We start from the raw sequence: 19,680 nt of genomic DNA on the forward strand, positions 1-19,680 counted from the left end.
TCTCTCAGGTGTACTTGTATTTTTTTGGATTGTTTTATATGTCTTTAACGATTTGCTTAACAAATTCCAGAAAACTGCTTTTCACTTTTTCCGTCGTTTCAATTACCTCTTCATGCGACAAAGGCTGATCCAGAATGCCTGCAGCCATATTGGTAAGGCATGATATTCCAAGCACCTTCATACCGCTATGCCTTGCTACGATAACTTCCGGAACTGTCGACATCCCAACTGCATCCCCGCCAAGGATCCTTGCCATTTTCACTTCTGCCGGTGTCTCATAGGTTGGTCCTGTATTTCCGATATAGACACCTTCTTTAATATCCAGGCCTAGTGAAGATGCAATTTGTTTAGCTTGAGTCCGAAGGTCTTTATTATAAGCTTCTGACATATCAGGGAATCTAGGGCCGAAACGCTCCTCATTAGGACCAATCAATGGGTTTGCCCCCATTAAATTAATATGATCCGTAATGAGCATCAAGTCACCTGGTTCATAGCTTTCATTAACGCTTCCGGCAGCATTCGTTACAATTAGCTGCTCAACACCAAGAAGTTTCATTACACGTACTGGAAATGTGACTTTCTCCATGGAGTACCCTTCATAAAAGTGGAAACGCCCTTGCATGGCCACTACCTTTTTACCACTTAAATGACCAATGACAAGCTGTCCAGCATGTCCTTCAACAGTCGATACCGGAAATTCCGGAATTTCGTGGTAAGGAATCGTTATGGGATTTTCAATTTCATCTGCCAATACTCCAAGTCCAGAACCAAGAATCAGTCCTATCTCCGGGGAGCCTTCAATCTTATTTTTTATGAATGACGCAGCTGTCTCTATTTTATTAAACATCTATTTAAATCTCCCCTTTATTTAGATCGCCCAATATATTTTTCCCGAAGGCAGGCATTTTTACATCAAAATTAGCAGCGACCGTCGCCCCGATATCAGCAAATGTATCTCTTACCGGGAGCTCGGCACCTTCTGTAAATCGTTTGGAGTAGACTAATAATGGCACATATTCACGTGTGTGATCGGTTCCTTCATGTACCGGATCATTCCCATGGTCGGCAGTGATGATCAATAAATCATCCTCTTTCAGTTTATCTAGGACTTCCGGCATCCGAGCATCGAATTCTTCCAATGCCTTTCCGTATCCCTCTGGATCGCGCCTGTGACCGTATAAAGCATCGAAGTCGACCAGGTTAAGGAAACTTAGCCCTTTGAAGTCCTGTTCTATCGTTTGGATTAATTTATCCATTCCATCCATATTGGATACGGTCCTTAATGATTCTGTGACGCCTTCCCCATCAAAGATATCCGAGATTTTCCCGATTGCGAGCACATCATATCCAGAATCCTTCAATTCGTCCATTACTGTCCGGTTAAAAGGCTTCAATGCATAATCATGACGGTTAGTGGTTCTTTTGAAGCTGCCTGGTTCACCTGTGAAAGGTCTGGCAATCACGCGCCCAACCTTGAACTCATCAGCCATTGTCACCTCACGTACAATTTCACAAATCCTGTATAATTCGTCTATCGGAACGATATCTTCATGTGCAGCAATCTGTAAAACTGAATCAGCTGATGTATATACGATCAACGCACCCGTTTTCATATGTTCCTCGCCAAGTCTTTCAATGATTTCCGTACCGCTTGCCGGGACGTTCCCAATAATTCCCCGTCCCATTTTCGCCTCGAGTTCATTGACTAACAATTCCGGAAAGCCATCTGGAAATACACGGAATGGAGTGGATATATTCAACCCCATGATTTCCCAATGTCCAGTCATCGTATCTTTTCCTGTAGATGCCTCTTTCATTTTCGTATAGTATGCGAGAGGATGCTGAGCTTTATCAATCCCTTTGATTTCACGTATATTGCCTAAACCCAATTTTGCGAGAGTCGGCATGTTCAATCCATTCATTTTTTCTGCGATATGGCCAAGTGTATCCGCCCCTTTATCACCGAATAAATCTGCATCAGGTGCTTCGCCGATTCCAACAGAATCCATAACAACTACAAATATACGTTTAAATGCTGAATTTCCATTCATGAGTCATTCCTCCTAAAATAGTAAATCAGTTTTATACTCTCTATAATACCCTTATACTGCACAGTTACTCTTCAAATAAATGCAATCATTATAACGTCAGAAGTCTGACCTCTCTATATTGTAAACGATTACCTAGATGGAGACAAATAATATATTTCACGAATGAAATAAAGTTCCATTGGATGTGCGCAAGAATCTCAGCAGCATTATGACTGTCGAGACAGATCGGAAAAAAGGCTGCTCCCTTCAACTGCCTCGCAGTTAAATTCACAACCTTTCTATCATTCTGCTATTCTATTATGCTCGCGGATGGAATTTTGAATATACATCCTTGATCCGTACGTTCGTAATATGTGTATAAATTTGCGTTGTCGAAATATCCGCATGACCAAGCATTTCTTGGACGGCACGTAAATCAGCCCCATTCATCAATAGATGAGTCGCGAAAGAATGTCTCAGTGTATGTGGTGTAATTTCTTTTTCTATTTGTGCCGATTTCACAAGTTTTTTTAGAATCTTCCAAAACCCCTGCCTTGTCAGCCTGTTGCCATGATGATTCAAAAAAAGTGAATCTGTCCTGTGCTTTGGGCTGGCCAATCTCCCTCGGGAACTTTCCATATAATGTTCAATGGCACCCAGTGCCGTTTGTCCAATCGGAATGATCCTCTCTTTATTTCCTTTCCCTACACAACGGACAAAACCCATCGATGCATGAACATCACTCACATCCATGGATATCAACTCACTGACACGCATACCTGTCGCATACATCAGTTCTAGCATCGCCTTGTCTCGTAAACCGAATTCATCCATTATCTTCGGGGCTTCCAATAGTGCTTCAACCTCTTCCATGCTTAATACTTTCGGAAGGCTTCGTTCCGGTTTTGGCGTTTCTATATGTATGGACGGATCCTGATCGGTTACTTTTTCCCTTAGAAGAAATTGATGAAAAGACCGGATGGACGCAATATGACGTGCTACCGTCTTCGATGATTTCCCTTGATCCTTCAAATGCACGAGAAAATGCAAGATGTTCACCCGCCGTGAATCATTCCAGTCGTTAATGGTTTCAACATCTTTCAGATAGCCCCAATATGATTTTAAGTCGCGCTCATAGGAGACGAGCGTATTCTTGGCCAGTCCTTTTTCAATGGTTAAAAAATGAATGAAATCCCTAATTTGATTCTCCATATTCATTACTCCCCGTTTAAATAAAACAACATTAAGCGTTCAAGCCATGCATCATCACCTGTATCAACAGCCTTCGATACTTTTACAGCCATACCTTTGGGTTCATCATAACGATGATAACTCTGATATTCCTGATTTAACCATACCATTCCTATATAAAAAAGAACAGTGAAGCTAACAAAGAGAACCATCACTTTAGCCGTATGCAAAATAAGCGATAATGATGTTTTCATCATCTTTCCCCTCCCATTCGATCCTCTGTATCAATCTATGCCCAACAGGACAAGTTTTATACGTGTTTAGGTAAGGAGAAAGCAAAAACTGCACTTACGTGAGAAAATTCATTCCTTCATCCTGATATTTTCCTGATGCCTCGCAATAGGTTTTTAGCCCTTTAAAAATGCAGAAAACCTTCTCCACTAAATGGAAAAGGTCCAACTTCATTCACCTTTGTTGTCTTCTTTGTCATGACATCGATGACAAATGCCATGAAAGGTTAATCTATGGTCTTTAATCTTGAAGTTCCAGTCGCGTTCGACAATGTCTTCTACGTCTTCAAGTAGGTCTTCCTGGATCTCATCTACCGCACCACATTCCACACAAACAAGATGATGATGGAAATGCGCAGCTCCTTCTTGTCTTAAATCATAACGGGAAACCCCGTCTCCAAAGTTAATTTTATCTACTATCTTCAATTCAGTCAGCAACTCTAGCGTACGGTAAACTGTTGCCAATCCAATTTCCGGCGACTTTTCTTTGACAAGGAGGTAAACGTCTTCTGCGCTTAAATGGTCCTCTTCATGCTCAAGTAAAACGCGGACGGTCGCTTCTCGCTGAGGCGTTAATTTGTAGCTGGACGAGTGCAACTGCTTTTTTATCCTATCAATTCTGTTTTCTATTTCCATACCTAATATTCCCTCCCGCGCCGCTATCCTATCCATTATATCAAATGAGGGAAAACTGTCAAAATAGATTTCTTGTTAATGATAAAAAAATTTGCGGGAACCGTAAATTTCCATCAATGACCCAATAAACTTACGACATTTTTCATTAAGGAAGGGGATAGGTACGCTTCAAATGCAGCAGCTGTAACCAAAAATAGCCCCGACAAAATCAATGAGAAAATATACCGTGATATTATCGGCTTCAGTGGCTCACGAACCTGCTTAAGGAAAATCCGGCTGATCATTTTCATTGATAGTGAGACGGCAAGGACGGTTATCACGATGAATATAGGGACTATGAATATATTTTGGGGCAGAATGGCGACAAACGATAATAAAAACCCACTCCACCCCATTTGATTGACTAAAAAGCCGACTGTGAATCCAACAACCATCCCTTTTATAAATAGCAAAACCAAAATGACAGGCAAACCGATGACCGATATTCCGAGAATCCAGATGACGCCGATATATTTTATATTATGCATAATACTTTGGCTGAACATATCATGCGAAGATGCAAATTCACCTTTGGATACTTGTCCGAAAAATTGCGATAAATAATAGAACAAGTCTTCCTTTTGGGTAAAGCTCAAACTATTCACCAGTACTGCCCCAAAAATGACACCCATCAAAAAAAGCACAGTGATAAAGACATATAATGAGGAATGTTCGTTAATATGTTTCATTACGGCATTTTGTACGACAGATTTTTTTTTCATCTTTCATCCTCCCAACTCCGCTTACTAGAATCTATGTTTTCACTCTCTCATTTATGCTAAGAAAACTTTCCCCATCAGCAGAACACCTTAAACTGAATTTGTGTTATAATTTCCCAAAATCATTATATGGAGGTAGGATATGAAAGCTATATTAATGGATTTCCCCGAAAAAATTGAAACCCCACGATTATATTTAAGACCATGTCAGCCTGGTGATGGCCTTGACGTTTACGAGGCCATTGTCCATTCTAAACATGAATTGAAACAGTGGCTGCCATTTGCCCATCAAGATGCGTCTCCGGAAACTTCAGAACAGAACGTTCTTAAGTCCTTTGCGGACTTTATTATAAAAGAGGATATTAGACTTCATATTTATAGGAAAGAAGACGATCAATTCATCGGCTCCACTGGTCTGCACCGGATTAACTGGGATATCCCTAAATTCGAAATTGGTTATTGGATTGATACGAGGTACAGTAAACAAGGGTACATAATGGAAGCGGTCGAAAAGTTAACCAAATTCGCTTTTTACCATTATGGGGCAAAGCGAGTTGAAATCCGCTGTGATCCTAAAAATATTGCCAGCAAACGGATTCCCGAGAAGCTAGGGTTTATCCTTGAAGGAACTTTGCGTTATGACTGTCTAAGTGCTGATGGCAAGGAATTGCGGGACACCTCCATTTATGCAAAAACTACAATCTAAAAAAAGTCCTGACAGGTAACAATCATCTGTCAGGACTTTTATTCAGGTTAGCTTTCCTTTTTGACTTTTCCGTATTTGCCTCCGCCCCCCACCTCAAAAGAAAGCGTCCCTTTTCTGGCAGAATCAATGTAGCGAGCCAATTTTTCAGGCACGATTTCCATGAGCTGTTCAAGCGTAACTTCATGAAGGATATTCATCTCTGTTCCAAATGCCTCCAGCAGTTTTTCCATCGATTTAGGTCCAAGTCCTGGGATGAAATCGAGTGGTACTTGATGGATATATGGTGGCCTTTCCCTTCCATATCTTCCGTTGATTTTGGTAATGGAGAGTTCGTTGATCCTGGACGATACTCCTTTTATAATGGATTTATTACCACACTCAGGACATTGTTCACTATCCCTCAACACCTGGTGTAAACACCCTGAACATACGGTTTGATGATATTTTCCCAATAAGGGGTTCAATCCATAATTAACGGTCACCTTACGATTCCCTTTTTCTTTAAGGGCTTTTGCCAGCTCATTGAAACTTGGTTCTGCAAGCAGGACTTTTTGATATTCACGAGCGATTTTCCCAAGCGAATGAGCATCGGAATTTGTCACGAATACATAGGAGTCCAACTCCTCGATATCCTTGACCATTTCTGTATCTGAACTTAAGCCAAGTTCGATGGCATCAATCAGCTTCGGATCGAATACTTCTGTCAGACTGGACCGCACTCCTTTTCCATACAAGCTTTTAAAAGGGGTGAAAACATGTGCCGGGATAAACAGGCCGCCCAGTGACTTCACCATCTTTTGCAGCGTTCTTCCATCACAATAAATCCTTTGGGAGCTCAAGGTTATATTTTTAACATGTCCGCTCATCCATGAGGAGAATTCCTTCATCGCTTTTAAAGTGGGAAAATAGGCGAGGACATGGATTGGTCCATTACAATTCTGGTCATAAATTTCAATCTCCGAGCCTGGAATGATGGTTGTATTCCTGTATTGAAGTCCACCTTCCATCTTTTCCGTGATTTCGCCATCCAGAATCCCCGCTTCGATCTCTTCGATAATTTCAGGAGAATGGCAATCGATTATCCCGATTAGATCAAGGCCCTTCCTTTCACTCGCCACTTGCAGCACCTTGCTGAAGGTTAACGTCTTAGCACCTGTTATTTTCACGGCCCTTCCGCTTCTCGTTCTGCCTATATGGATATGCAGGTCAGCGTAAAACTCCTTCATTTATGAAGTCATCGCCTTTTTCAACAGCAGATACTGCACGGCATATGCCGTTTTGGCATCCTGGATTTTCCCTTCAACCATATAAGTTTGAGCTTCCTCCAACGTGAGTTCAATCATCTCGACAAATTCATCTTCATCCAGTGGGGCCGCATTTTCTTTCTTTTTCAAATTGTGGGCCACATACAGGTGGACCAATTCATCGGCGAAACCTGGTGAAGTATAGAAGGATATGATGTGCTCCATTTTTTCGCATTCATAACCTGTCTCCTCTTCCAACTCCCGTTCTGCCGACAGAACCGGTTCTTCCCCTTTTTCCAGCTTTCCTGCAGGGATTTCCACCAAGCTTCTCTCCAGCGCTTTACGGTACTGTTCAACCATGATGATTTTATTTTCTGCAGTAAGAGCTATGATTGCAACCGCTCCCGGATGTTTGACTATTTCACGTTTACCCGTTTTCCCATCAGGAAGTTCAACATCATCCACTTGCAGGCTGATTACCTTTCCTGTGAAGATTTTTTCCGAAGACAGCGTTTTTTCTTCAAATTTTTTCATCCTGACCACTCCTCTGTTCTAATTGCAGCATGATTTCTCATACATTTTACCATAATAGAGAGGGAGGGCGATTTAATGAAAGTTTACGTATTGGAAAAAAGCGTTACTTTATCCGGAAAGAGTTGGGAAATCCTTCAAAAACTAAAACAATTGCAAAATCAATATGTCTATATCAATGATTGGATTGCCGACATACACCATCAGGCGCCACCCGCTCCTTTAAAACGGATCAAGTGAATTCTTTGAGTGAAATGGATTTCTCCTTTACAATGAATGTAAAGGGAGTGGATAACATGAAAAAACGCAGATTAGGCAATTCAGAATTGCTAGTATCTGAAATCGGGCTCGGATGCATGTCATTGGGGACTGTTGAAAATCAGGCATCCGAAATCATACAGGCCGCTTTAGATGAAGGAATCAATTACTTTGATACGGCTGACTTATATGATTTCGGTATGAATGAAGAAATCGTCGGAAAGAATTTAAAATCGGTCCGCGATAAGGTATACATAGCCACCAAGGTTGGAAACCGTTGGAATGAAAATAAGGATGCCTGGAGCTGGGATCCATCTGGCTCTTATATTAAAACGGCAGTAAAAGATAGCTTAAAACGGTTGGGGACTGATTATATTGACCTTTATCAATTACATGGAGGCACCATTTCAGACAATATCGGAGAAACGGTAGAAGCATTTGAAGAGCTGAAAAAAGAAGGCTATATCCGATATTATGGAATTTCCTCGATTCGTCCGAATGTGATCAAGGAATTCACTGAAAAATCCGAGCTCGATTCCGTAATGATGCAGTTTAATCTTCTCGACCGCCGCCCAGAAGAGTGGATGTCCCTTTTGGACAACAAACAGATCAGCATCATCGCCCGTGGGCCCCTTGCTAAAGGATTGCTTAGTGAGAAAATGCTTGCAAAGGCAAAAGAGGATGGATACCTCGACTATAGCTATCACGAGCTTAAGGATTTACTTCCGCAATTAAAGGACAAACTTTCTGATAGGAAGTTGAATGAAACGGCACTTCAATATGTATTGTCCCATCAAAGCGTCGCTACCGTTGTACCAGGAGCAAGCTCAGTACAGCAGCTCCGTGAAAACTGCCAGGCCGCTAACAGCTCTTCACTGTCCAAAACCGAGCTTGATATCTTGAAGCAGTTGACCAAAGCGAACAAATATGTAAGTCACCGGGAATAAAAAGTTGTTCGAACTAAACTAAATGTTTCAAAGGAATGTCAGGACGATCTTTAGAGGCTGCCTTATCTGCGTTTAACCAACGGGATAGGCAGCCTATTTCCGTTCCGTCATTTTATTTTCCATAGTGCTTCTGTATCTCCTATCATTCTAATCCTTTCCAGACCCCACTTCTAATATATTCAGTTGATGAATTTTGATCGATAACTTCATTCGATATAGTTTTTCAACTTTTTCATTGCCATCCTAAAGTTAATGTTGTACAATTAAGTTGTGTACAATTGAAAATAAGAAGGTAAGGGAGAAAAATCATGACAAAAACATTATTTACAACATCAGTAACAGTGGATGGCGGAAGAGAAGGAACGGCTATTTCCGCTGACGGTAACTTCACGGTTGATATTGCGATGCCGGGAACGCCAAGGGCTAAACAGATGCCTGAAGCATCTAATCCGGAACAGCTTTTTGCAGCTGGATATGCCGCATGTTTTGATAGTGCCTTGCAATCAGTTGGTAAAATTGAACGCGTTTCTTTCGATTCCAAAGTCACTGCAAGCGTCAGTCTATTGATGGGTGAGATGCATCAGTACAGCTTGGCTGTAACTTTGGCCGTGAAGGGATCCGGGGTCGATAAGGAGACATTCGAAACCCTTGTTCATAAAGCACATCAAATGTGTCCTTATTCAAAAGCAATCAACGGCAATGTGGATGTCGCCATTGAAATAGATGTAGATTAATCCGACAAAAAGACGCTTGGGGGTTCCCAAGCGTCTCAGACTGTAGACAAACTCGAAGAAAAGCGAGTTTGCCTGCAGTTTTTTATTTTAAGAAAGTTGCATTTGATTTCAGCCGGTGCACTTTTTTCGACCTACACCGTTACTTTTTTCGTTATCCGGAGCTTTTTCCCGGCAGTCCACGCAGTTTTTCAACTTACACCACATTTTTTTTGGCCGTTCACGCAATTATTCGACCTACACTGCACATTATTCGACCGTTCACGATTTTTTTCGACCTACACCGCACTTTATTCGATCTTTTACAAATTATTTCGACCTTCATTTCACTATTCGGACGCCGAAGCAATTATTTAAGATCCACGGATTAAATCCGCCCCCTTTCCGCCGACTGTCAGCCAAGCCTCATCAAAGCAAGCGTCTGTGGGGTCTCGGCTAGCCAGTTATTCGGCAGGAGTGTCGCAAATTTCTTCAATCTACTTAGGTTTGGATAACCAAGCCTTCTTTTAATTTGGTTAGGGATAAGACCATTCCGAATCTCCTTTTTTCGACAAACTAAAACGCTTGGGATTCCCAAGCGTTTTTCCTTTTTGCTAAAATTCCTGTAATGTTTTCAATAGTTGGAGCAGTGAAGCTTTCAAATCCTCAACCACCCTCTTATCCTCACCCGACATAGCCGAAATGCGATCGGGAATGAGACAGGCCTCTTCCTGTAAACCATGTCCCTTTTCCGTCAGCTTTATCATGACAGACCGTTCATCTTCAGTGGAACGTTCACGGACAATCAAGCCATTCTGTTCCATTCGTTTCAACATGGGGGTTAGCGTTCCTGAGTCGAGGGCAAGCAGCTCCCCTAATTTTTTCACTGTAAGTGTATCCTGTTCCCATAGTAGAAGAAGAACCAGATATTGAGGATATGTCACTTCGAGTTTATCAAGCAGCGGTTTATATTTTTTCGTCATTTCCCTTGAACTTGCATAAAGCAGGAAACATAATTGGTTTTCCAGTACATTTTCTATTTTACTTTGCATCATATCACCAGCTAGTAGTAGTCCATCCGATATGAATGCATATCGAACTTATCTTTAATATAATCGTTATACTTTATAAAATAAAGGAATATCAGCAAGGAATGTTCCCCTATCCTTTTCTAAGAATGGTTCTTTCCTGTTGTTAGGAACGAAAAAGGGAGACGCCCCTTAAACTGCTCCCTGTTCTTCATTTATAGTTCTTCCAGTTCATATTGCTTTCACCCAATAGTTCTTCGAATGATTTGTTCTTCTCCCGCTGCTTTCTTTCTTCGCGTTTTTTTTCTTCTTCCGCTGCCCTTTTCTCTTGTTCAGCCTCATTCAGTTCCTTTTGCTTTTGACGAAGCTGGGACATGATATCTTGATTGATCATATCACCAAGTTTCAATGATGATGAATCTTTATCTTGGTTTTTGCTTTGATTTTGATTTCGCGGCTGTTTCTTTTTCATCCTTAAAACCTCCTGGCCATTTATGAAATTATTATATCACGACTGCCGTTTTCCTCGTTATGGTTTTCAAACAGTGTTTTCCCATTTCCCTCATGGTAAAATAAAGAAAATCAACCGAGGAGGATCCTTCATGAAGAAATGGTGGTTTACACTCGCTGGAATCCTAACCTATATCATCGGCGTCGGCATTTATTTTTCCAATCGGATCATGTACATGAAAAAAAAGGAAGCTGATTTTATCCAGAATCGTGAAATCACGGCTAAACGCCTGATCAGGGAGGATTTTGATAATCTGCCTAAAACGGAAATTTGGGTATCCTCACCATCCGGATATTCCTTGAAATGCTTGTTTATCGAACCGCACGATACCAATAAGTGGGTGGTCATTTCCCATGGTGTGACGGAGAACAAAGTCAATTCCATTAAGTACATGAATATTTTTCTTAAGCGGGGCTTCAATGCCATCATTTATGACCACCGCCGGCATGGGGATTCCGGTGGCAAGACGAGCAGTTATGGACATTATGAAAAATTCGACCTGAAGGCCGTAATCGATGAATTGAAAAGGCGTAAAGGTTCTGATCTTCATATTGGCATTCATGGAGAATCCATGGGGGCCGTAACCCTGCTTTTATATGCCGGAATGCTTGAAGATGGTGCTGACTTTTACATTGCGGACTGTCCATTTTCAAATTTCGAGGATCAGATCAAACACCAGCTCAAGCTTGAAATCCCATTTCCCTCTTGGACCGTGTTTCCGCTTGGGCGTACGTTCATCAAACTCCGTGATGGATATTGGACCAATGAAGTGTCCCCAATCGATTATATGAAAAATATCCGAAACCCCGTGCTCTTCATCCATAGTGAGAATGACAGCTTTATTCCTGCTTCCATGACAGCGGAATTATATGCAGCAAAAGAGGGCCCAAAGCAGTTGTACATCGCTAAAAAAGGGGCCCATGCTCAATCTTATAATGAAAATCCAAAAGAATATGAAGATCAAATCGATCAGTTTCTCGAACTTGTCTGAGAAGAAAATGAGAGGGATCCAAGATTCCCTCTCATTTTCTTCAGTTAGATTTTATTAAAATAGCTCATCCTCGGATTTAAGATTTGATTCGGACTTTTTAACTGAAAGCTGTTCGCTTCCGGAACAAAGTCTATTTTCATGACTTCATCCAAAAAAATCATTTTCGATTTCTCCACATATAGAGGTATTCCGTTTGTTTCCGCTTTTTCGGTACCTTCCTCAGGTTCGTTGACTAACCATAGCGCCGTCACACCACTTACCACGCAGCCACAACCATCAGTATCATATTTCAACTGTAAATATCCTTCTTGTCCCTGTACCTTATCGGCTATTTTCTCAGCCGCTCTTTCCGTCCATTCAATATACATGATTACATGCCTCCCGATGTCTTTGCATTCCCCCATTATAAACGATAAAAATGTTTCTGTTAACGAAACTGCCTGCTTCCTTCTGCAAAATCGGCCGACATGAAAATCACTTCTTCCATTGACCGTGCTACAAGTCAGATTCCCTTTGCCCGATGATTTCCTTTTATCAAGATGAAAATACAGTAAAGAGGATCGATGTCGTTCCGAAAATGAAAGGCTGTCCCTTGAGAACAGCCCTTCCGCTCATTATTCCATTATCCTTACATCCGCTATATCGGAAAGCCTGATATAGTGAGCCTGCTGAAAGCGATCAACGATATGAAGCTTTTGGGTGAGCTCATTATAATAATGAATCCTGCCGATTAACAGCTGATACCGGTTTCCTTCATAATGAGCAATCGCGACATCCTTTCTTTCCTCCATCGCTTCCCCCATAACCGCATTCATTTCTTCCAGTTGCTGCTCATCCAGGATGCGCTCCGTTTCATAGCCATCCTCCACCACCCAATCCCGCAGCATCTTCACATGCTCCGGCAACATCATCGATGTCCATTTGATACGGCCGCGATCACGAATCATTCTTTTCCCTCCCTTCAAAGTCAACCTTACGCCTTATGCCCACCAAGCAGCCTGCTTCGGTGAACAGCTGTACCCGCTTCTGTATACGAAACTGCACGCAATAACGATTTGGGTCCATATTTATGGCGGATTCGATCAACCGTGTAACTCAATTCCCGCTTTTTCCAGCGCGAAGCATCAAATAAAGTCAGCTGCATTTCGTTATCATCCACAATATTCGAGAGTCGGACCTCTATGCTCCGAACCGTTTTTTGCTTATAGTTCTCATGAAAAAGCTCCAGGCAAACTTTATATAACTCCATCGTAATGTTGGTCGGTTCGCTGATCGAACGCGAACGATGGAAACCACCGCCAAACTCATCCTTGCTGTAACCAATGCTTAGGCTGACCGTCCTTCCTGCCTTGCGATGGGTACGTGCCCTTCTTCCAACTTCTTCGCAAATTTCCAGCATGACCTGCTTGACCTCATGCTCCGCCTTATAATCCCTAAGCAGGATTTGACTTTTGCCAAAGCTGACCTGCCCTTCGATGATCACTGCCCCCATATCCGATAAATCTATTCCCCACGCATGGTGGTAAAGCTGATTGCCCATAATTCCAAACTTCGCTTCAAGTAATTCAAGATCATAATTGGCAAGCTGCCCAACCGTGAATATTCCCATTCCATGAAGGGTTTTTTCTACGCGCCTGCCGATTCCCCACATTTCACGAAGCGGGGAAATCGGCCAAAGTTTGTTTGGCACATCCTCATACTTCCATTCTGCAATCCCTTTATGTTTGGCTTCCAAATCAAGGCAAAGTTTTGCCATAAGCATGTTCGGACCAATTCCAATGGCACATGGGAGCTGTAATTCCCGTTCGATTTCATCTTTTATCTTTTCAGCTATCACCCGGGCATCTCCCCATAAAGAAGCGGCACCATCGACTTTCACAAAACTTTCGTCCACACTATACACGTGAATCGCTTCTTTGGGCACATAACGGTTGAACAAGCGGGTGATTTCTGTCGAGACCCTTAAATAGGTCGCCATTTTGGGTTCAACGACGACAATCCTTGGATCATTCGGAATCTCAAACATCCGCGAACCTGTCTTGATGCCAAATTCCTTCTTCATTTTTGGAGAAGCTGCAAGCACAATGCTCCCCGTCCTCTTCAAATCACCAACCACCGCCAGATAACAATCGAGTGGATCCAGACCAAGCATGACCGCAGAACAGCTTGCATAAAAACTTTTCATATCGATACACATAATTGATTGTTTCGGCATCGTCCCATAATCCATCATTTCTTCACCCTAACAAGAATATACGTTCGCTTTTATTATATTCATAACTTTAACCGAATATACGTTCTTATTCAATGGAAGTTTTCATACAAATTTCTACTTTTTATTGTAATTTCCTTGAAAAATATAATAGACCCTAAAAACGGATAAATTACCATATTTAAACTATGTTTCCATATAGTTTTTTTCAAATAGATTAATTAGTAACTTGAATAATTTCAAGTGAATCCATATGCTTAGTTTTTTAAAATTCATCCACCCTTTTCAATAGACTTTCGTCTATTTAATTTTAGTCTTACTACTCATTTTTTGTAATGTAATTGTAACCAAAATTATGTCTAATTGTCATAATGGTATTGTAGGATAATATTGTTAAGAATAATAGAGAGATAGATAGAGAGGAAATGAAAATTATGAAGAAATGGATCGCATCAGCTGCTGTTGCATCTGCCATGATGCTAACCCCACTGCAAGCCTTTGCAAATATCGGAGATCAAACCCTCAGACCCGGAATGACACATAGCGATGTCAAACAACTACAACAACTTTTAAAAACCAAAGGTTATTTCACATATTCAGGTTCACTGACTACATATTACGGCACCTATTCTGTATCTGCAGTAAAAAAATTCCAAAAAGCCAAAGGATTAACTGCCGATGGGATTGCAGGCCGAGGCACATTTAATGCGCTTGGTGTTTATAATGTCAATAATACAAGCCTGATCAGCTATGCAAAAACCTTAATAGGCAAACCCTATAAATGGGGCGGAACAACACCGACTGGATTCGACTGCTCAGGCTTCGTCTATTACGTATTCCAGAAATCACAAGGAATTACCTTACCTCGTACAACATCATTGCTCTATTCCAATACAGGTTTAAAAGTATCATCACCAGCTAAAGGTGATCTTGTATTCTTTGATACTTCTTCTGGAAGAACAGGAGTATCCCATGTTGGGATCTATATCGGAAATGGTCAATTCATCAGTGCTACGTCTTCTAAAGGAATAACCATCACGAATATGGATAATTCTTATTGGAAACCAAAATATTTAGGTGCGAAAACGTTATAAAATCCAGGACATGAGCTCATCCTTGTGAGCGAAATCCCATTAAAAAAACCGGACTGAATTCATAAATGATTCAGTCCGGTTTTTTTGATTTATTTTATATATAATATTTCATCCGTTAAATCCTCTATAGTCACCATGAATGATGAATCCAAATTGGAACGATTCATCATTTCAATATTATACACATGCTCTGAGGGCAAATGGACGACATCGAGAACCATGAATCGCTGACTTTCCGCTTTACTGACATGATTGAGGGCAGCAGTGACCGCCCTTTGTTCGGCCAAACTTTTTTCATCCGTCAAAACAAGAATCAATTTCGCTTCCGCTTTCCCAGGAAATGATTTCTTGACCCCGCCCCGGTGCCATGGTTTCACTTTCATCCCGATTTCCAAGTCAGAATATTCGAGGTCATTACCATGTTGATCTTGAATATATGTATCATTGGTCACCCTATAATAAGTCCCTTTAATCAAAATCCTTTTATCGTCAAGATCTGTAATGAAACCTTCTTCCCCCTTGGCAATGGCTTCACCCATGTTCCAATCAGAGGATTGACAGCTACCCAGAATAAAGACAACAATTATATATATTAAAAGGTTTACAATCATCTTCATGAAAATCCCTCCTAAGAAATAGACGGATTCCCCATGAAATAGTTACCAATTTATTCAGAATAAAACTTCCGTTATTTCATAAAAAAGGGGAATGTCATCGACATTCCCCTTTTTTTACCTATTATTGAACATCTTTCGCCTTGTCCGGTATCGAAAATCTAGCCTACTTTTTAAAAAATGCTTTTTTCCCTAATGTTTCGGTGATCTTTGGAAACATGTTATACCATTTCCCAGCTAAATTCATCCAGCCAGGGAGGTTGATTTCCCTCTTATTGGTCAGCATCGCCGCTACGATTTTAGCCGCTACATCTTCAGGCTTAAGCATGAACTTTTCGACATTCTTTAAATATGTACCTGATTCATCTGCAATGTTAAAGAAATTCGTTTCTATAGGTCCGGGATTGACGGTGGTCACAAAAACACGATCCTCCATCAGCTCGAGCCGAAGTGCGTTTGAATAGCCAAGAACTGCGAACTTGGTTGAGGAATACAATGTTGATTTAGGAGTGGCAATTTTACCGGCCTGTGAAGCAATATTGATGATATGCCCCGATTTTCGCTGCTTCATATACGGAAGAACCAGCTTTGTGCAGGCCATTAATCCAATGACGTTGACAGCAAACATTGCTTTCGTTTCATTTAGTTCCGTATCCTGCGCTTCTTTAAACGTGCCGAAACCAGCATTGTTGACCAACACATCCACTTCACCTATTTGAGCATGGATGTCATTAAATACCCTTGTCACCTGATCAGTATCTGCAACGTCGAGCTTATAGGCATATGCATCAATCCCATATTGGTCGATGAGTTCATTCTTTAGCTGTTGTAATTTATCCAGACTTCTGGCCAAGAGGACGAGACGGCCTCCCTGCTTTGCACTTTGGATGGCAACTTCCTTGCCAATCCCTCCGGAAGCACCGGTGATAACAATAATTTTCCCTTGTAACTTATTCAAAAAAGTGTGCCTCCTTGCCTAACATTAAGCGATTGAATACAGAATGACCCCTGATTGGATTTCGGTTTCGACTTCACCCAAATCTTCTAAATAGTCCAGCTGACCGACCGTTTCCGAAAGTGTCAGGCCCACTTCCTGAAGGTATACTTTAGGAAAAAGCTGCTGACACACTTCAAAGGCCGATAAAGGCTTATCTTGAAGCATGCTTTTCACCTGCATGGCCCGGTTATGCTGCCGCTCGAATCGATATTGAATCAAGTCGGCAACCTCATCTCCTTCCACTTCAGATCCATGTCCGGAATAAACAGTGGAAATCGAAAAATCCAATAATTTCTGAAGTGATGCATTATATTGCAGTAACGGACGAGGCCTCATGCCTCCCGGAAGTAAAGGCGGTTCCATTAATGGATTGGGTGAAATCTTAGCAAGCAAGTGATCGCCCGCGATCATGACCCCGTCACTTTCCCGGTAAAAGGATAAATGGCTTTGCGCATGCCCTGGAGTCTCGATCACTTTCCAGCCTGGAAGACCAGGAAGCTCATCCCCTTCAGCCAAATATCCATGCAGCTTCCGTTCACTAAGGAATCTGATTTCGTCACGGTTATGGATCAGTTTATTTTTCAGCTCTTCTGCCACTCCAAACTTTGTGGCATAATCAAGGAAAAAACGATTATGGGTTTCAAGGAAATCATCACTGATAGTCAGCCAGCGCTGATTGTTTTTATGTCCATAAACCGGGATTTCCTTATCAAAGAAATCGAGTGCACCAGCATGATCAGGGTGATGATGGGTTAAAATGATTTGTTCGATATCGGTCAGTTTCAGACCCAAATCCCCAAGCCCGTTAGTCAAGACTTCCTTTGATCGTTTGGTTTTAACACCAGTATCAATGAGCGTCAAGGCATCCCCTTTAACTACATAAACATTCACATCACCCACTGCAAACGGCGTGGGCAAAGCAATTTTTGCAATATTTCCATTCCAATTCGCCATAATCTTTTCCACCTTAGAAATTATATTTATATAAATCTTTTTATACGCTAAACAGAATTACTTAGTATACTTAGCAAGAAAACGAATGTATAATTACCATTTTACATGCATTTTTAAATACTGTCATTATTTTCACATAATTCATGTCTATTTTTTGTCGTCCATGCATATATTATCATTGACAGAGTACTGATATATCCTTCATAATCACAAGTAATTAAAGACGGCATGGCTTTGATTAAGGCCAAGTAAATTTATTGATGGCGTAAAGAGAGTGAAGCTCGGAATGTGCTGAAAGGCTTCATCGCCCCCTCATTATTGAACCTACCTTATGAGCCTTCAGGAAAACCTGACGTAATTCCCGCGTTAGAGGATTCAAGTGCAGCTTTTCTGTTTATTTATTATGGAAAAGTTGAACAAAGGTGGTACCACGGAAGCTAGACCTTTCGTCCTTTATTGGATGAGGGGTCTTTTTGTTTTTCAAAAAAAGCCAGAAATTTAATAGGAAAAGGAGCGGGAAATATGAAAAAAATCGCGTTTATCGGAGCTGGATCGATGGCAGAAGCAATCATTTCGGGGCTGGTGACCCAACAGGTGATTGACCCAGCAAATATTTTTGTAACAAATAAATCCAATGATGATAGGTTCAATTATTTAAAGGAACAATACGGTGTAACTGCCACAAGATCGCTGAAGCTTTTAGTACAGGATGCAAACCTTGTCGTACTGGCCGTGAAACCGAAAGATATTTTAGAAACGATGCAATCAATAAAAGAATATATTCGGGAAGAAATGCTATTCATTTCAGTTGTGGCCGGGGTTCAAACTGCAAGCTTGGAAGGAATCGCCAACAAGCGGTTCTCGATTGTCCGTGCCATGCCTAATACATCGGCAGCTGTGGGAAAATCAGCAACGGCCCTTGCGGCTAATGGTCATACGAAAGACTCGCAATTACAAACGGCGATTACTCTCTTTGAAACGGTGGGTACGGTGGCAGTCGTTGACGAAACGCAGCTCGATGCGGTAACAGGCTTATCAGGAAGCGGACCGGCTTATATTTATTACTTGGTCGAAGCATTGGAAAAATCAGCAGAAGAAATAGGTCTCGATTCCGAAACCGCGAAGCAATTAATTCTCCAGACACTGATGGGTGCGGCCGATATGTTGCAGAAATCACCTAAAACCCCAGCCGTGCTAAGAAAGGAAGTAACTTCACCAGGCGGAACGACCGAAGCAGGTCTGAAAGCACTTCAAGCACATCAAGTGCAAGAAGCTTTCATTGCCTGTGTACAAGAAGCGACTGAGCAATCGAAGCGAATGGGCAATCAAATAAGTAAAGAACTTGCCAAGCATGTAGTTTCTCAGTAAATGCCCAGAGATGATGATTGGCTGTTGACTAGCACTCCCTTACAGGCAGCGGCTAGGCAACAGCCCTTTTTATGATCTGGACTCCTTATAAGGGGCATAGGGAAGGTCCAGGTCAATTTGATTTCACAGCTGCAGTGAGCGTTACTTTATAATCAGCATATCCGATTCATCAAAACTCCAATCCTTCGAATACGCAACCTCCCAATAGTAACCATCGGGGTCTGAAAAATATCCGCTGTATCCTCCCCAAAAAACATCTTGAGGTGATTTCTCGATTGTGCCTCCGGCCTTTTCAGCCTTGTTGATCACCTCATCGACTTCTTCAATTGATTTAGCATTATAAGCGAGCGTAATACCGGGGAAACCATTTTTCTTAGGCGGTTCTATCTCTTTGATGTCTTTTGCTAGCTTCTCTAAAGGATACAAAGCAAGTTTCGTTCCTGCATTATTAAAAAAAACGATTGTGGGTTCGTCCTCTTTAATCGATGTATGGAATCCCAACCCGTCCCGGTAAAACCTTAATGATTCATTGATATCCCTGACACCTAAAGTTATAATGTTGATCCTGTTCATACTAGTCCTCCTTTATACATTGTTCATTGGTAATTCG

Annotated in this window: 24 protein-coding genes; 7 read left to right on the forward strand and 17 right to left on the reverse strand. The window is 41.5% G+C overall.

Annotated features, from left to right (window positions below):
• Nucleotides 1–34: 34 nt before the first annotated feature.
• From ACDZ29_RS00385 to spoIIM, 6 genes are all read right to left on the reverse strand, one after another.
• Nucleotides 35–847 (reverse strand): purine-nucleoside phosphorylase, encoded by an 813-nt coding sequence (locus tag ACDZ29_RS00385; RefSeq protein ID WP_289315769.1) that lies wholly within the window; start codon nucleotides 845–847, stop codon nucleotides 35–37.
• Nucleotides 848–851: 4 nt separating this feature from the next.
• The gene (gene deoB, locus ACDZ29_RS00390; RefSeq protein ID WP_375089461.1) at nucleotides 852–2,051 is read right to left on the reverse strand and encodes a phosphopentomutase; all 1,200 of its coding nucleotides are present in this window, start codon (nucleotides 2,049–2,051) and stop codon (nucleotides 852–854) included.
• A 297-nt stretch (nucleotides 2,052–2,348) separates the two neighbouring features.
• Complete coding sequence (xerD, locus tag ACDZ29_RS00395) at nucleotides 2,349–3,242, reverse strand: site-specific tyrosine recombinase XerD (RefSeq protein ID WP_289325655.1); 894 nt, start codon at nucleotides 3,240–3,242, stop codon at nucleotides 2,349–2,351.
• Nucleotides 3,243–3,247: 5 nt separating this feature from the next.
• Nucleotides 3,248–3,475, reverse strand: a complete 228-nt coding sequence (locus ACDZ29_RS00400) for a YqzK family protein (RefSeq protein ID WP_095389711.1) — start codon at nucleotides 3,473–3,475, stop codon at nucleotides 3,248–3,250.
• A gap of 207 nt (nucleotides 3,476–3,682) precedes the next feature.
• Complete coding sequence (locus ACDZ29_RS00405; protein ID WP_289318338.1) at nucleotides 3,683–4,141, reverse strand: Fur family transcriptional regulator; 459 nt, start codon at nucleotides 4,139–4,141, stop codon at nucleotides 3,683–3,685.
• A 119-nt stretch (nucleotides 4,142–4,260) separates the two neighbouring features.
• Nucleotides 4,261–4,908, reverse strand: a complete 648-nt coding sequence (gene spoIIM, locus ACDZ29_RS00410; protein WP_289315766.1) for a stage II sporulation protein M — start codon at nucleotides 4,906–4,908, stop codon at nucleotides 4,261–4,263.
• A gap of 139 nt (nucleotides 4,909–5,047) precedes the next feature.
• Here spoIIM and ACDZ29_RS00415 point away from each other — a divergent pair, with 139 nt between their 5' ends.
• Entirely contained in the window at nucleotides 5,048–5,611 is a 564-nt protein-coding gene (locus ACDZ29_RS00415) for a GNAT family N-acetyltransferase (RefSeq protein WP_375089463.1), read from the forward strand.
• A gap of 47 nt (nucleotides 5,612–5,658) precedes the next feature.
• On the opposite strand, the gene ACDZ29_RS00420 is transcribed toward ACDZ29_RS00415, so the two are convergent.
• Entirely contained in the window at nucleotides 5,659–6,837 is a 1,179-nt protein-coding gene (locus ACDZ29_RS00420) for an endonuclease Q family protein (RefSeq protein WP_375089464.1), read from the reverse strand.
• A complete protein-coding gene (locus tag ACDZ29_RS00425) occupies nucleotides 6,838–7,389 on the reverse strand; it encodes an NUDIX hydrolase (protein ID WP_289325658.1) in 552 nt (183 codons plus the stop codon). It abuts the gene before it with no gap.
• A 75-nt stretch (nucleotides 7,390–7,464) separates the two neighbouring features.
• On the opposite strand from ACDZ29_RS00425, the gene mciZ reads away from it, so the two are divergent.
• From mciZ to ACDZ29_RS00440, 3 genes are all read left to right on the forward strand, one after another.
• Complete coding sequence (mciZ, locus tag ACDZ29_RS00430) at nucleotides 7,465–7,626, forward strand: Z-ring formation inhibitor MciZ (RefSeq protein WP_289315762.1); 162 nt, start codon at nucleotides 7,465–7,467, stop codon at nucleotides 7,624–7,626.
• 56 nt (nucleotides 7,627–7,682) lie between these two features.
• Nucleotides 7,683–8,591, forward strand: coding sequence for an aldo/keto reductase (locus ACDZ29_RS00435; RefSeq protein ID WP_370015733.1), 909 nt, complete (start codon nucleotides 7,683–7,685; stop codon nucleotides 8,589–8,591).
• Between the two features lie 308 nt (nucleotides 8,592–8,899).
• Entirely contained in the window at nucleotides 8,900–9,325 is a 426-nt protein-coding gene (locus ACDZ29_RS00440; RefSeq protein ID WP_252281220.1) for an Ohr family peroxiredoxin, read from the forward strand.
• Nucleotides 9,326–9,915: 590 nt separating this feature from the next.
• Here ACDZ29_RS00440 and ACDZ29_RS00445 read toward each other — a convergent pair.
• Both ACDZ29_RS00445 and ACDZ29_RS00450 read right to left on the reverse strand, forming a co-directional pair.
• Entirely contained in the window at nucleotides 9,916–10,353 is a 438-nt protein-coding gene (locus ACDZ29_RS00445; protein WP_289325660.1) for a MarR family winged helix-turn-helix transcriptional regulator, read from the reverse strand.
• A 187-nt stretch (nucleotides 10,354–10,540) separates the two neighbouring features.
• A complete protein-coding gene (locus ACDZ29_RS00450) occupies nucleotides 10,541–10,801 on the reverse strand; it encodes a YqkE family protein (protein ID WP_289325661.1) in 261 nt (86 codons plus the stop codon).
• Nucleotides 10,802–10,931: 130 nt separating this feature from the next.
• On the opposite strand from ACDZ29_RS00450, the gene ACDZ29_RS00455 reads away from it, so the two are divergent.
• Nucleotides 10,932–11,831: an alpha/beta hydrolase gene (locus tag ACDZ29_RS00455; RefSeq protein ID WP_289325662.1), complete on the forward strand. Its 900-nt coding sequence runs from the start codon at nucleotides 10,932–10,934 to the stop codon at nucleotides 11,829–11,831.
• Nucleotides 11,832–11,875: 44 nt separating this feature from the next.
• Here the strand turns inward: ACDZ29_RS00455 and ACDZ29_RS00460 are convergent, their stop codons facing one another.
• From ACDZ29_RS00460 to ACDZ29_RS00470, 3 genes are all read right to left on the reverse strand, one after another.
• A complete protein-coding gene (locus ACDZ29_RS00460) occupies nucleotides 11,876–12,199 on the reverse strand; it encodes an iron-sulfur cluster biosynthesis family protein (RefSeq protein ID WP_289325663.1) in 324 nt (107 codons plus the stop codon).
• 246 nt (nucleotides 12,200–12,445) lie between these two features.
• Complete coding sequence (locus tag ACDZ29_RS00465) at nucleotides 12,446–12,778, reverse strand: YolD-like family protein (protein WP_289315755.1); 333 nt, start codon at nucleotides 12,776–12,778, stop codon at nucleotides 12,446–12,448.
• A 26-nt stretch (nucleotides 12,779–12,804) separates the two neighbouring features.
• On the reverse strand, nucleotides 12,805–14,064 hold the full coding sequence (locus tag ACDZ29_RS00470) for a UV damage repair protein UvrX (RefSeq protein ID WP_289315754.1): 1,260 nt from the start codon (nucleotides 14,062–14,064) through the stop codon (nucleotides 12,805–12,807).
• A 413-nt stretch (nucleotides 14,065–14,477) separates the two neighbouring features.
• Here ACDZ29_RS00470 and ACDZ29_RS00475 point away from each other — a divergent pair, with 413 nt between their 5' ends.
• On the forward strand, nucleotides 14,478–15,137 hold the full coding sequence (locus ACDZ29_RS00475) for a C40 family peptidase (RefSeq protein WP_370015734.1): 660 nt from the start codon (nucleotides 14,478–14,480) through the stop codon (nucleotides 15,135–15,137).
• Between the two features lie 89 nt (nucleotides 15,138–15,226).
• On the opposite strand, the gene ACDZ29_RS00480 is transcribed toward ACDZ29_RS00475, so the two are convergent.
• From ACDZ29_RS00480 to ACDZ29_RS00490, 3 genes are all read right to left on the reverse strand, one after another.
• On the reverse strand, nucleotides 15,227–15,754 hold the full coding sequence (locus tag ACDZ29_RS00480; RefSeq protein ID WP_289325666.1) for a hypothetical protein: 528 nt from the start codon (nucleotides 15,752–15,754) through the stop codon (nucleotides 15,227–15,229).
• Nucleotides 15,755–15,917: 163 nt separating this feature from the next.
• Nucleotides 15,918–16,709 carry an SDR family NAD(P)-dependent oxidoreductase gene (locus ACDZ29_RS00485; RefSeq protein ID WP_375089465.1) on the reverse strand — a complete coding sequence of 264 codons (792 nt, stop codon included), beginning with the start codon at nucleotides 16,707–16,709 and terminating at the stop codon, nucleotides 15,918–15,920.
• A gap of 24 nt (nucleotides 16,710–16,733) precedes the next feature.
• On the reverse strand, nucleotides 16,734–17,702 hold the full coding sequence (locus ACDZ29_RS00490) for an MBL fold metallo-hydrolase (protein WP_375089466.1): 969 nt from the start codon (nucleotides 17,700–17,702) through the stop codon (nucleotides 16,734–16,736).
• A 522-nt stretch (nucleotides 17,703–18,224) separates the two neighbouring features.
• On the opposite strand from ACDZ29_RS00490, the gene proC reads away from it, so the two are divergent.
• The gene (gene proC / locus ACDZ29_RS00495) at nucleotides 18,225–19,070 is read left to right on the forward strand and encodes a pyrroline-5-carboxylate reductase (RefSeq protein ID WP_289325669.1); all 846 of its coding nucleotides are present in this window, start codon (nucleotides 18,225–18,227) and stop codon (nucleotides 19,068–19,070) included.
• Nucleotides 19,071–19,211: 141 nt separating this feature from the next.
• Here the strand turns inward: proC and ACDZ29_RS00500 are convergent, their stop codons facing one another.
• Nucleotides 19,212–19,643 (reverse strand): VOC family protein, encoded by a 432-nt coding sequence (locus ACDZ29_RS00500; protein ID WP_375089467.1) that lies wholly within the window; start codon nucleotides 19,641–19,643, stop codon nucleotides 19,212–19,214.
• Nucleotides 19,644–19,680 lie beyond the last annotated feature (37 nt).

The sequence above is a fragment of the Peribacillus sp. RS7 genome (assembly GCF_041956845.1).
Classification (GTDB): Bacteria; Bacillota; Bacilli; order Bacillales; family DSM-1321; genus Peribacillus.